Raw genomic sequence first — 11,968 nt, 5'->3', positions numbered from 1 at the left:
CGGCTCCGGTCAAGCGCAGGGCTACAACAACCCTTCGCGCTTCACCGCCAGATAGCGCTCCACCAGCGCGCCGGGCAGGGCGTCGGCGGTCACGTCCAGCACCATCACCTTCTCGTTGCGCAGTGCCTCGTGCGCCTTCGCGCGCTGCTGCAGGTACAGCGCGGCGGCACCGGCCTGGGTGGCGTCTTCCAGGGTCTGCACGTCACCCTCCAGCGCGCCATCCAGCTCGCGCTCGCGCAGGCTGGCCACGCATACCAGGTGGCGCCGCTGCAGCAGGCGCACCGCCGCCAGCAGGTCTTCGATGTCCTCGTCGCGCACATTGCTGACCAGCATCACCAGCGCACGCCGGCGCTGGCGCAGCGATACTTCGGTGGCCGCAGCCAGGTAGTCGGTGGCCACCGCGCGCGGCTGCAGGTCGTAGCTGGCGCGCAGCAGGTGCTCGACCGTGCCCATGCCGCGCTGTGGTGCCACCCAGCGGCGTTCGCCCCCGGCAGCGTACAGGCCGGCGGCATCGCCCTGGCGCAGCGCCAGGTAGGCCACCACCAGCGAGGCATTCAAGGCATGGTCGAAGTGCGAGAGCCCGCCTTCGCTGGCCAGCATGCGCCGGCCACTGTCGAGCATCAGCAGCAACTGCTGGTTCTTCTCGTCCTGGTACTCGCGCGAGATCAGCTTGCGCGCACGTGCGGTGGCCTTCCAGTCCAGCTGGCGCAGGCTGTCGCCGATGCGGTACTCGCGCATCTGGTGGAAGTCGGTGCCTTCGCCACGGCGGCGCTTGACGTGCGCACCGACCAGCCGCGAGGCCTGGTCGGCACTGAACAATGCGAAGCGGGTGAGCGGCACGAAGTTCGGATAGACCCGCACCTCCAGCGCCGGCGGCAGCGTGCGTTGCTGCCACCACAGGCGCCACGGCGAGCGCATGCGCAGGTGCACCCCCTCGAAGCGGAAGTGCCCACGCTGCAGCGGCTGCAGGTGGTAGTGCAGGGTGGACGCCGTACCGGCCTGCAGGCTCACGCGCTGCGGCAGCGCTTCCAGCGGCCAGCCGCCGGGCACCAGGTCGAACACCTGCACCGTCATCGATTGCTCGGCCTGCACACGCAACGCCGCCTCGCGGCGCACGCCCAGTGCCAGCGCTTCGGGCAGCTCGCGCTGCACCTGCGGCGATGCACGCCGCCACTGCCGCCACAGGTCCCACAGCGCGGGCAACGCGATGGCCACGGCCGCCAGTGCCCAGCTCCAGCGCGGCAGCCATCCGCCCAGCACCAGCCCGCCCAGGGCGGCCCAGGCCAGCAGCAGCGCCAGCAGCAGCGGGGCCGGCCTCATCGGCGCGGCGCTTCCACCTTGGCCAGCAGCGCGCCCAGCACGTCGTCGGCGTCCTGGCCTTCAATCTGCAGTTCCGGGGCCAGCGCGATGCGGTGCCGCAGCGCCGGGCGGGCGATGTCGCGCACGTCGTCCGGCGTGACGAAGTCGCGGCCGGCCAGCACCGCCTGTGCGCGCGAGGCACGCACCAGCGCGATGCTGCCGCGCGGACCGGCGCCGACGGCGATGCCCGGCCACTGCCGGGTGGCGGCGACGATGCGCACCGCGTAGTCGATCACCTCGTCATCGACGGTGATCGCCGCAGTGGCACGCTGCAGTTCCAGCAGCTCGCCGGCACCGAGCACACGCGGCACCTGGCTCAGGTCGAAATCGCTGGCAGCGCGGCCGCTGGTGATCGCGGTCACCATGCGCTTCTCGTCCTCCAGCTGGGGGTAGTCGATCAGCACCTTCAGCAGGAAGCGGTCCAGCTGTGCTTCCGGCAGCGGGTAGGTGCCTTCCTGCTCCAGCGGGTTCTGCGTGGCCAGCGCCATGAACGGCGGCGCCAGGGTGAAGGCCTTGCCCTCAATGGTCACCTGGCCTTCCTGCATTACTTCCAGCAGCGCCGACTGGGTCTTGGCCGGTGCACGGTTGATCTCGTCGGCCAGCAGCAGGTTGGTGAACACCGGGCCGCGGCGGATCTTGAAGCTCTCGCTCTTCGGGTCGTACACCGCGTGGCCACTGACGTCGCTGGGCATCAGGTCGGGGGTGAACTGCACGCGCCCGTAGTCCAGCTCCAGGGCCTGTGCCAGTGCACGCACCAGCAGGGTCTTGCCCAGCCCGGGCACGCCCTCGATCAGCACGTGGCCACCGGCCAGCAGCGCCACCAGGATCTGGTCCAGTACATCGGCCTGGCCGATGAAGGCGTGTCCAACGGCGGTGCGGATGGCATCGACGCGTTCGATCAGGCGGGCGTTGGCGGCCGCCGGCAGCTCGGGGACTTCGGTCATAGCAGGGATCTCATCTGGAGCAGCAAGCGGATACGCTCGCGCAGGGCGGAGGAATCGTGCGGCGGAGGTGGCGTCAGTGCGGCGGCAACACGGCCTTGCGGCCACTTCAGCAGTTCGGCGATGGCCTGTTCGCGTGGCGCACCATCCAGTGCGGCAGCCACCGGTGCGCGCAGGCGCAGGCGGTGCAGGAACAGGGCGAGAACGGCCTCGTACAGGCGCGTACCGTGGCCGAAACGCAGCAGCAATTCACCACTGGCGTGCACGTGTTCCAGCAGCGAACGGCGTTCCAGTACCGGTGACGGCAGCAGGCTGCCGAAGCGTTGCGAGCGGGCCCACAACCAGCCCAGCAGGGCCAGCAGCAGCGGCGCCCACAGCGGCCAGCCCTGGTAGAACAGGCGCGCCCACAGCGACGGTGGACGGCTGGCATAGATCAGCCAGACCGCACCCTTGCCGTAGTTCGGATCGAGCAGATAGCGGGTCAGGTCGCGGTGAGCCTTGTCGTGCAGGCCATCGCTGGCACCGCCGGCAGCCGCGGCCAGGCGCGCGGCAGGCGAGTCGACATCACCGCGCAGGAACTCCATGTCCGCCAGCACGCTCACCTTGCCCTGGCCATGGCGCAGGCGCGCGAACACCAGGTCACGGTCACCGCCCCAGCGGCGTTCGGCCTGCGCATTGGCGGCAAAACCCAGGGTGAAGCGGCGGCCAGCACAGAATTCAACGTGGCCAGGATCGTCGTCGACATGGAACGGCTGGCAATCGCTGCGCTGGAACAGGCTGTCCACGCCCAGCCGGTCCAGCAGGGGGCCCTGCTTGCTGCCGGCATCGTCCTCGACCGGCGGCGGTGTACGTACAAGCAGGTGGCCGCCACGGTCGACCCAGTCCAGCAGCGCGCTGGCAACGGGCGCCGGCAGTTCGCTGCTGTCCTGCAGCACCACCAGCGTGTCGTGCGGACCCAGCGCCATCTGCTGCAGGTCCAGCCGCGGCCGCGAGTGCACGGCGATGCCATCAGCGCGCAGGGCCTGGCCGAGCACGTACAGCGGGTTGTAGGCCGCCTCGCCCCGTGGCGGCAGCCGGATGGTCTCGGTTACCCGCTCGTGCGTGCGCAGGTAGAGGATCGCCAGCGGTACGCCGAGCAGCACCAATGCACCGAGCAGCAGCGACCAGAACAGGCGCGGACTCATGCCTGCCACCCGTACTGCTGGCGCAGGGCATCGGCCATCGCATCGAAATCGGCGCGGCTGGGCAGGCGGCCACCGTAGGCGGCGTACTGCCACATGCGCACGATGCGCGCGAACAGGTCACGGTCGCTGGCCTCGGGCATGCGCCGCGACGCGCGCAGGCATTGCGCTTCGGTGGCACCGGGTGGAAGCGCGATACCGCTGCGCTCGCCCACCGTGCGCACGCTGGCGCGGTACAGAAGGGCCAGCGCCTGCCGCGGCCGGCCCTGGTCCCAGAGCAGGCCGGCCTGGGTGGCCACGTCCGGCGGCAGCACCACCGGCAACTCCACCTGTTCCTCCACCACCGGCGGTGCGGCCTCGGCCTTGCGTCGGCCACTGCCCCGCAGCCACGGCAGCCACAGCCGTGCGGTCAGCAGCAGCACCAGCAGCAGGACGCCGAGCAGCCCCCACAGGCCCCATTCGGCCAGCCGCGCCAGCCAGGCGATGCCGTCCTTGCGCGCTTTGCGTTCACCGTTGCTGTTGGTGCCACGCTGCAGCTGCTTGTCTTCCTTCTTCTCTTCCTCGGCCTGTTCGATCGGCTTCCAGCGGGTGACCTGGCGGGTCGGGCGCTGCAGCGGGTCTTCATAGGCGCGGTTCACTGCCTGACGGAAACCGGCGGTGTCCACCGGCGTACCGCCGAAGATCGCTGCCGGGGTGTTGGCCGGGTCGATGGTCGGTGCTTCGTCGCTTTCCTCGGCGTCGATGCCACGGTCGTTGGGCTTGCCCATGGCTCGTTCGGGCTCGGCGTCTGTGTCCTGCGCATGCACCGGTGCGGAGACCAGCGGCAGTGCCAGGCACAGCAGCAGGGCCAGCGTCGATGCCGCCGGCAGCAGCCGCTCGCGCAGGCGGCGCAGAGCGATCTCCACATCCCAGGCTTCCATCTGCGTGCGCCGGTTCAAGTACAGGCCAAAGCCCGCACCGACGAAGAACGGGCCGATCAGCACCGAGGCCAGCCAGCACGCCAGGTTGAAGCCCAGCCGTGCCCATGCGGGTGTGTCCTGGCCGATCATGTCCCATGCGGCGCGCCATGATTCGGACATCAGCTCCAGTGGCATGAACATGAACACCGCACCGATCGCGCCGGATACCAGTACCACTTCGAAGGCCATGCAGCTCACGGTCAGCACCAGTGCCGCGCCTGCAGCCCCGGCGGCCACCGCACGGCGGCGTGGGCCGCGCTGGTCCGGTGTGTTGCCTTCCAGCAGGTTCACCGGCAGGCACAGGCTGCGCAGTACGCTGAAGCGGCGCCAGCCCAGGTAGCCCCAGAAGCCGCTGTTGCCCCAGTGACGTTGCGCACGCAGCGCGGCCAGCGTGCCGACTGGTTCACCGAAGATGCCGCGCGACAGCACATACAGCGGCGCACGTTCGAACAGCGGTTTGCACCACCACATCGCCAGCCAGGCCCAGCCGAAGGCATCCAGCCACCAGCCCAGCGCGTTGAAGATCACGAACAGCGGTGCACTGGCCAGCAGCCAGCTGCCCCACAGCGCGCGCGCGTGACGGCGGGACAGCGCGGTGCCCAGCTCCATCGCTTCCCAGCCACTGCGGGCACGCAGCGCCACGTCCAGGTGGTCAATGCGCATGGCCAGCTCCACGTCCGCCGCGCCACAGCCACAGCAGCACGCCGGCCCACAACACACCGGCCACGCTGAACTTGCCCCATGCAGGTACTTCGGCGATCGATGACCAGAAGGCTTCGATGAAGGCGGCCACCAACAGCATGAAGGCGACGCCGAGGCACAGCCGCGCGCCGATGCGGCCGCCGTCGACGAGTGCATCCAGGCGGCTGCGCCGGCCCGGCGCCAGCAGCTTCATGCCCAGCTGCAGGCCGGCACCGCCGGCGATCACGATCGCAGTCAGCTCGAAGGCGCCGTGGCCGACCACGAAGCGCCAGAACGGGTCGCCATGGCCGATGTGCTGCAGGTGGCCTGCCACTGAACCGATGATCACGCCGTTGAACAGCAGCACCAGCAGCGTGCCCAGCCCGGCCAGCAGCCCGCTGGCGAAGGCGCGCAGGGCGATGCTGATGTTGTTCATGATGTAGTGGCCGAACATCATCCAGTCGGTGCCGCTGTCACGCCCCAGGCGCTCGGCGGCGGGATCGTACATGCGCTCCATCTCGGCGATCTGGCGGTTGTCCATCAGCATGTGGATCAGGTCCGGATAGACCTGCACCAGCACGAAGCAGGCCACCGCCGGCAGCGCGAACATCGCCAGCGCCGCCCACATGCTGCGCGCCTGGCTGCGCACCAGCAGCGGAAAATCGGCCACCAGGAACTCCAGGGCACGCCGCCAGCGCGTTGGCGGCGTGCGATACAGCACGCTGTGGCCCTGCTGCATCAGCTGCTGCAGGCGTTGCACCAGCTGCGGGCTGTAGCCGCGCTCGCGGGCCAGCGCCAGCTGCTGGCACAGCCGCCGGTAGCGCTGCGGGAAGGTAGTGTCGTCCAGTGCCAGGCCGCTGGCCTTGCGGCGCGTGCGGCGTGAGGCGCCGGCACGCAGCAGCAGCCACTGCTCCAGATCCTGCCATTCCTGCTGGTAGCGGGCGACGAACTGCTCCTGTTTCATCGCCGCCCCAGCAGCCAGTTGGCCATCGCATACAGGCGCAACACGCCGACCTGGCCGTGGGTGCCGGTCAGTGGCTCGGCAATACCGGCCAGCTCCTGCTGGCGCGCCGCCGACAAGCGTGGCGCGCGCTCGGCGAAGGCCATCAGCGCGGCCTGTTCCTCTGGTCGCAGGGGCTGCGGCGGGGCCAGCACGCTGCCGATGGTCGGCGGCGGTGGCAGGTACAGCGCGGGCGCATGCACCACCACAGTGCCTGCCACCAGGTCGCCCAGACGGCGGCCATGAGGATCGAACAGGCTGCTGATCAGGCCCAGCGCATAGCCGAAGGGCAGCATGTCCACCGTGCGCAGCAGGTTGCGGGTGATCGCCGCCATCCAGCCTGCCGGCGCGCCATCGCGGGACAGCACGCGCAGCCCCAGCGCACGCTTGCCCAGGGTGCGTCCCCACACTGCTTCGCAGACGATCGGGTAGGCCCAGTAGACCAGGAACATCAGCACCAGGTAGAGGCCGGAACCGAACTGGTCCAGCAGTGCCAGCGGAATCGACATCAGCACCAGTGCCGCGATGCGCACGCCGAGATCGACCAGCCAGGCCATCGCCCTCGGTACCGGGCCGGCTGCAGGCAACTGCAGCGGCACACCCTCCGGCGTTACCACCTCGCGGTAGGTATCGAGCATCGGTGCGGCCATCAGCGTGATGGCCTTCGTTGTGGGCGCCGGAGTCCTCTCCGGCAGGCAGCCACAGGCATGGGGGTCTCGACAGGTCCTGGTCGGGCCCAGACTTTAGCAGAGCCGCATGGCGGCGTTGGCCGCTCAGCCCAGGTATTCGTCCTTCAGCCGCACGTAGTGGTCGGCCGAGTAATGCAGCGCCTCGATTTCCTTGTCGCTCAGCGTGCGTGCCGGGCGGGCCGGGTTGCCCACCCACAGCTCGCCTTCGCCGACCACCTTGCCCGGGCCGACCACGGCACCGGCGCCGACGAAGCCATGGCGCTCGACCCGCGCGCCGTCGAGGATGCAGGCACCCATGCCGATCAGGCTGTAATCACCGATGGTGCAGGCGTGGATGATGCAGCCGTGGCCGACGGTCACGCCTTCGCCGATCAGGGTCGGGTAGCCGGCCTTGTTGTAGGGGCTGTGGTGGCTGACGTGGATGATGGTGCCGTCCTGCACGTTGGTGCGTGCGCCGATGCGCACGTAGTTGACGTCACCGCGGATGATCGTGCCCGGCCACACCGAGACGTCCTCGCCCAGCTCCACGTCACCGATGATCGTGCACGACGGGTCGATGTACACGCGCTCGCCGAGGACGGGCATCTTGTCGCGGAAGGGGCGCAGCGGGTTCATCGATGTCTCCGGAAATCAGGGCGTCCGCGACGATGATACGCGTGCGTCCGCTGGGGGAGGTACCGCCCTGGGGCCGCGCGGATACACAGTAGATCCACGCCATGCGTGGATGGTGATCTCGGTGCCGACCAAGGTCGGCAGCTACCAGAAACGGGTGCAACCGCTCAGGACGGCGCGTGCTCGGCCAGCATCCGCCGGAACAGCACGTCCAGCCAGGCGCTGTCGCCCTGGCCAGCAGGCAGCCGTGGGGCCTGCTCGGCGCGGGTGGCCAGCTCACGATCGATGAAATCGCTGATCGCCGCGATGCGTGGTCCGGCATTGACCTCGGCACTGGCGCGTTTCACTACCAGCAGGGCATCGATGGCTTCACGCACCGGGCCGTGCGGCAGCAGTCGATCCAGCAGATCCTCGAAGGCCATCGGCGGGGGTGTCTGCTCGTGCTCGATCCACTGGCAGGCCAGCAGAGGGCGCAGCACGTACAGGTACTTCTTGGTGCGTACCGTTTCGCCACGCAGGTAACCGCGATGGTTCGAGCGCGCCATGCTGAAGTAGTGCCACCACGTGCCAAGCGGCGAATAGAAGGACTCTGCTGCCTCCCACAGCTGCGCCACGGCGGCGTCGTCCTGCCGGTACACGATCGGCGAGCGCAGCCATTCGATCAGTGTCGGATTGGATTTTGAGACCAGCCGCAGTGCCTTGCGCAGGTCCCAGCCGCTGACGTCGAGCTCATCGTCGATCGGCAGCTCGATCACATCGCGCTGCGCTTCGCCGGGACCGGTGCTCTCGTTGACGCTGAGATACCACGGCTGGCGATGCACGTAGATGAAGCGTGCATCGTAGTCGCTGTCCGGCGAAGAGAAGCCCCAGCCACGGCTGCCGGATTCGCAGGCCAGCAGCACACGCACATTGTGGCGCTGTTCGATGTCGGCGAGGCTGGAAAGAATGGCGGCGCGCTTGTCCGGCGCGATCGGGTGGATGTCGTCCATGCAGTTGTGTTCTTAATGTCGAGCGTTATCGACAGTAGCGCAGGTCTGCATCGCTGCGCTCGCCGGGCATGGCCCGGCGCTACCAGAGGGTGACGTTCGTCGACGAGGCATGACGGGGTAGCGCCGGGCCAAGCCCGGCGAACGCGATCACGGCTCGTAGCTGTAGCCCATGCCATACACCGAACGGATCGGTTCGCCTTCCATGCCGGCGTCAGCCAGCTTGCGGCGCAGGTTGCGCACGTGGCTGTCGACGGTGCGGTCGACCACCACGCGGTGGTCCAGATAGAGGCGGTCGAGCAGTTCATCGCGTGCCCAGATCCGGCCGGGCGTGGCCAGCAGCGTGCGCAGCAGGCGGTACTCCACCGGCGTCAGGTCCAGGCCCTTGCCGTTCCAGGTGGCGCGTGCTGCCGGCTCGTCGATGTGCAGGCCGCTGTTGGCGCGTGCAGCGGGGTCCGGGCGATAGCGGCGCAGTACCGCCACCACCCGCGCGACCACCTCGCGCGGACTGAACGGCTTGCAGATGTAGTCGTCGGCACCGATGTCCAGGCCCAGCAGGCGGTCGATTTCCTCCACCCGTGCGGTGACCATGATCACCGGTACATCGCTGCTGGCGCGCAGTTCGCGGCACAGGTCCACGCCATCGCGCTGCGGCAGCATCAGATCCAGCAGCACCAGATCGGGCTGGTAGCGCGCGAACGCGTCGATCACCTGGCCACCGTCGTCCACCCACTCGCTGGCCATGCCGGCAGCGGCCAGGTAGTCGCGCAGTACCGAGGCCAGGCGTGGCTCGTCCTCGACGATCAGGATCTTCGCGGACGTGGCGGGCGACGTGCTCATGCAGGCTCCGGCAGGGTGATGACCACGCGCAGCCCGCCCAGTGGCGAGGACTCGGCGTGGATGACGCCGTGGTGGGCGAGGATGATGTTGTGGCTGATGGCCAGGCCCAGCCCGCTGCCACCACTGGCCCGGTTGCGCGAACTCTCCACGCGGTAGAAGCGTTCGAACAACAGCGCGCACTTGTCGGCCGGCACGCCCGGCGCGGTGTCTTCCACGATCAGCTGCACGCCGGCAGGCACGTGCGCTGCCTGCACGAGTACGCGGCCACCGGCGTGGGTGTAGCGCAGTGCATTCTCCAGCAGGTTGGCCAGCACCTGCTGCAGGCGCCGTTCGTCACCGGACACCTGCAACGGCATGGCGGGCAGATCTTCCTCCAGCGCCAGGCCTGCATTGGCGAAGCGCATGCGCATGCCGTTGAGTTCGCTGCGCAGCAGGGCCGCCAAGTCCAGCGGGGCGAAGCGGTAAGCCAGGCCCCCGGACTGCGTCATCGACAGGTCGTGCAGGTCGTCGATCAGCTTGCCCAGCTGGCGGATCTCGCCCTGCAGGCCCACCAGGTTGGCGCGGTCCAGCGGACGGATGCCATCTTCGATCGCCTCCAGCTCGGCGCGCACCACCGCCAATGGCGTGCGCAGCTCATGCGAGATGTCGGCGATGAAGGCGCGGCGGTTGCGCTCGGTATCGTCCAGCGCCTGCGCCATCCGGTTGAAGTCGTTGACCAGTGCGTCCAGCTCATCGTCGCTGGTGCGCTCGATTCGGGTGGCGTAGTCACCGGCTGCCAGCCGGTGCGTGGCCGCGGCCAGCTTGGCCAGGCGCTGGCGCAGCGCCCGCGATACCAGCCAGGCCAGCAGTACCGTCACCAGCAGTAGGGCGATGCCGATCACCCACCAGGCGCGCACCTGGGTGTTGTAGAAATTCAGGTCGTTGGTGGCGATGACGGTCTGGAACGGCACCATGCCCAGCCAGCCGACCGTGTGCCCGTCCACCTGCACGACGTGCGGCTCGTCGTCGCTGGTGGCGTCCGGGTTGCCGGCTACGAACCGATGCTGTGCATCGAACAGGCCCAGACGCGACGGCACGCCGGTCTGGTCGGACAGCGGCGGCACCGGTCCTTCGTGCCCATGGGCCAGATCCGGGCGCAGCAACCGCGCCCAGCGGTCGCCATCACCATGCAGATGTCCCCAGCCACCGTGCTCGCGGTACTCGCGCTGCAGGTGGGGCATCATCCGCTGCATGCGCAGGTCGCCCTGGTCATTGAGGTAGTCCAGGAAGCCGGTCTGGAACGCCACGCGGCTGGCAATACCGTTCACTGCCAGCACCAGCAGGCAGGCGGTGAAGATCGCGAGGAAGGTCTTCGCGGTCAGGCCGAATTTGAGTCGAATCTTCGCCATCGCGGGGCCATTAGCGGCGCATGCGGCGCCGAAAGCAAGCGCCCGCTGAGCCGGTCGCACAATCTCCATATTCTCTGCACAGTTCCACGGCAGCGTGCACGGGTCAACGCAAGGCCCCCCCGCCCCCCATGTCACTCCTGCGCCCGCTGTCCCGCTCCCCCCGTCCGCTGTTGCTGCCCCTGCTGCTGGCCCTGGCGGCCTGCTCGGCGGGCAGGCCCGAGGCCCCGGCCACCCCTGAAGTGGGCGTCATCACTGCCAGCGTGCAGCCGCTGGCCCTGCAACAGACCCTGCCCGGTCGCGCCGTACCGTTCGAGGTGTCCGAGGTGCGCCCGCAGGTCGCTGGGCTGATCCGCCAGCGGTTGTTCACCGAAGGCCAGCAGGTCAAGGCCGGCCAGCTGCTTTACCAGATCGATCCGGCGCCGTACCAGGCCGCCTTCGATACCGCGCGTGGCCAGCTGGCGCAGGCCGAGGCCACTGTGTTGTCGGCGCAGCCGAAGGCCGAGCGCACCCGCACGCTGCTGGGCATGGATGCGGCCAGCAAGCAGGACGCCGACGATGCCACCTCGGCACTGAAGCAGGCCCAGGCCAATGTGATCGCCGCGCGCGCTGCGCTGCAGGCGGCCCGCATCAACCTCGACTACACCCGGGTTACTGCACCGATCGATGGCCGCATCGGCACGTCCAGTGTCACCGCTGGCGCGCTGGTCGCCGCCGGCCAGGACGCGGCGCTGGCAACCATCCAGCGGTTGGACCCGGTTTATCTGGATGTCACCCAGTCCAGCACGCAGATGCTGGCGCTGCGCAAGCAGCTCGATGCCGGCCGGGTGAAAGCCATCGACGGCAAGGCACAGGTGAAGGTGCTGCTGGAGGACGGCAGCACGTACGCGCATGAAGGCACCCTGGAGTTTGTCGGCAGCGCAGTCGACCCGGGCACCGGCAACGTGGTGCTGCGCGCGGTCATTCCGAACCCGGAGGGCCTGCTGCTGCCAGGCATGTACCTGAGGGCGGTGCTGCCGATGGCCACCGATGCGCGCGCCCTGCTGGTGCCGCAGAAGGCGGTGCTGCGCAATGAACGTGGCGAGCCGCTGCTGCGCCTGCTCGACGCAAAGGACCGCGTGGTCGAGCGCCGGGTCAGCACCGGCCAGGTAGTGGGCAACCAGTGGCAGATCACGCGGGGGCTGAAGGCTGGCGATCGGGTGATCGTCAGCAACGGCAGCGCGGTAGCGCTTGGCCAGCAGGTGCAGGCGGTGGCGGCCACCACCGCGCAGCTGGCCGCAATGCCGGCGATCGACCCGACCGGCAACACCGACGAAACGTCGCACTGAGGCCTGC

At 69.1% G+C, this 11,968-nt stretch carries 11 protein-coding genes; 1 reads left to right on the top strand and 10 read right to left on the bottom strand.

What is annotated here, in order from left to right; all coding sequences use genetic code 11:
• Positions 1–21 precede the first annotated feature (21 nt).
• The 10 genes from ACTXG9_RS11210 to baeS form a co-directional block, all read right to left on the bottom strand.
• Positions 22–1,320 (bottom strand): DUF58 domain-containing protein, encoded by a 1,299-nt coding sequence (locus tag ACTXG9_RS11210; RefSeq protein WP_111098622.1) that lies wholly within the window; start codon positions 1,318–1,320, stop codon positions 22–24.
• On the bottom strand, positions 1,317–2,303 hold the full coding sequence (locus ACTXG9_RS11205) for an AAA family ATPase (protein WP_014648782.1): 987 nt from the start codon (positions 2,301–2,303) through the stop codon (positions 1,317–1,319). Before ACTXG9_RS11205 ends, ACTXG9_RS11210 begins: the two co-directional genes overlap by 4 nt.
• On the bottom strand, positions 2,300–3,484 hold the full coding sequence (locus ACTXG9_RS11200; RefSeq protein WP_456115704.1) for a DUF4350 domain-containing protein: 1,185 nt from the start codon (positions 3,482–3,484) through the stop codon (positions 2,300–2,302). Before ACTXG9_RS11200 ends, ACTXG9_RS11205 begins: the two co-directional genes overlap by 4 nt.
• On the bottom strand, positions 3,481–5,103 hold the full coding sequence (locus tag ACTXG9_RS11195) for a DUF4129 domain-containing protein (RefSeq protein WP_031270172.1): 1,623 nt from the start codon (positions 5,101–5,103) through the stop codon (positions 3,481–3,483). Before ACTXG9_RS11195 ends, ACTXG9_RS11200 begins: the two co-directional genes overlap by 4 nt.
• A complete protein-coding gene (locus ACTXG9_RS11190) occupies positions 5,093–6,085 on the bottom strand; it encodes a stage II sporulation protein M (protein WP_021203337.1) in 993 nt (330 codons plus the stop codon). The genes ACTXG9_RS11195 and ACTXG9_RS11190 overlap by 11 nt, the downstream gene beginning before the upstream one ends.
• A complete protein-coding gene (locus tag ACTXG9_RS11185) occupies positions 6,082–6,771 on the bottom strand; it encodes an RDD family protein (protein ID WP_019661651.1) in 690 nt (229 codons plus the stop codon). Before ACTXG9_RS11185 ends, ACTXG9_RS11190 begins: the two co-directional genes overlap by 4 nt.
• A 123-nt stretch (positions 6,772–6,894) precedes the next feature.
• Positions 6,895–7,425 carry a gamma carbonic anhydrase family protein gene (locus ACTXG9_RS11180; protein WP_019661650.1) on the bottom strand — a complete coding sequence of 177 codons (531 nt, stop codon included), beginning with the start codon at positions 7,423–7,425 and terminating at the stop codon, positions 6,895–6,897.
• 164 nt (positions 7,426–7,589) lie between these two features.
• Positions 7,590–8,411, bottom strand: coding sequence for a nucleotidyltransferase domain-containing protein (locus ACTXG9_RS11175; protein ID WP_021203338.1), 822 nt, complete (start codon positions 8,409–8,411; stop codon positions 7,590–7,592).
• Between the two features lie 147 nt (positions 8,412–8,558).
• Positions 8,559–9,248, bottom strand: coding sequence for a response regulator (locus ACTXG9_RS11170; protein WP_021203339.1), 690 nt, complete (start codon positions 9,246–9,248; stop codon positions 8,559–8,561).
• Positions 9,245–10,636 (bottom strand): sensor histidine kinase efflux regulator BaeS, encoded by a 1,392-nt coding sequence (gene baeS / locus ACTXG9_RS11165; RefSeq protein ID WP_456115705.1) that lies wholly within the window; start codon positions 10,634–10,636, stop codon positions 9,245–9,247. Before baeS ends, ACTXG9_RS11170 begins: the two co-directional genes overlap by 4 nt.
• Before the next feature lie 128 nt (positions 10,637–10,764).
• On the opposite strand from baeS, the gene smeA reads away from it, so the two are divergent.
• The gene (gene smeA, locus ACTXG9_RS11160) at positions 10,765–11,961 is read left to right on the top strand and encodes a multidrug efflux RND transporter periplasmic adaptor subunit SmeA (protein WP_456115706.1); all 1,197 of its coding nucleotides are present in this window, start codon (positions 10,765–10,767) and stop codon (positions 11,959–11,961) included.
• Positions 11,962–11,968: the final 7 nt, after the last annotated feature.

The sequence above is a fragment of the Stenotrophomonas maltophilia group sp. LNF247 genome (assembly GCF_054083135.1).
The sequence above is the reverse complement of the archived record's forward strand: the minus strand, read 5'-3'. Positions and strand labels throughout refer to the sequence as shown.

Coding starts and splice junctions, on each gene's coding strand:
- ACTXG9_RS11210 (WP_111098622.1), bottom strand. CDS start 1,320: ATGAGGCCGGCCCCGCTGCTGCTGGCGCTGCTGCTGGCCTGGGCCGCC.
- ACTXG9_RS11205 (WP_014648782.1), bottom strand. CDS start 2,303: ATGACCGAAGTCCCCGAGCTGCCGGCGGCCGCCAACGCCCGCCTGATC.
- ACTXG9_RS11200 (WP_456115704.1), bottom strand. CDS start 3,484: ATGAGTCCGCGCCTGTTCTGGTCGCTGCTGCTCGGTGCATTGGTGCTG.
- ACTXG9_RS11195 (WP_031270172.1), bottom strand. CDS start 5,103: ATGCGCATTGACCACCTGGACGTGGCGCTGCGTGCCCGCAGTGGCTGG.
- ACTXG9_RS11190 (WP_021203337.1), bottom strand. CDS start 6,085: ATGAAACAGGAGCAGTTCGTCGCCCGCTACCAGCAGGAATGGCAGGAT.
- ACTXG9_RS11185 (WP_019661651.1), bottom strand. CDS start 6,771: ATGGCCGCACCGATGCTCGATACCTACCGCGAGGTGGTAACGCCGGAG.
- ACTXG9_RS11180 (WP_019661650.1), bottom strand. CDS start 7,425: ATGAACCCGCTGCGCCCCTTCCGCGACAAGATGCCCGTCCTCGGCGAG.
- ACTXG9_RS11175 (WP_021203338.1), bottom strand. CDS start 8,411: ATGGACGACATCCACCCGATCGCGCCGGACAAGCGCGCCGCCATTCTT.
- ACTXG9_RS11170 (WP_021203339.1), bottom strand. CDS start 9,248: ATGAGCACGTCGCCCGCCACGTCCGCGAAGATCCTGATCGTCGAGGAC.
- baeS (WP_456115705.1), bottom strand. CDS start 10,636: ATGGCGAAGATTCGACTCAAATTCGGCCTGACCGCGAAGACCTTCCTC.
- smeA (WP_456115706.1), top strand. CDS start 10,765: ATGTCACTCCTGCGCCCGCTGTCCCGCTCCCCCCGTCCGCTGTTGCTG.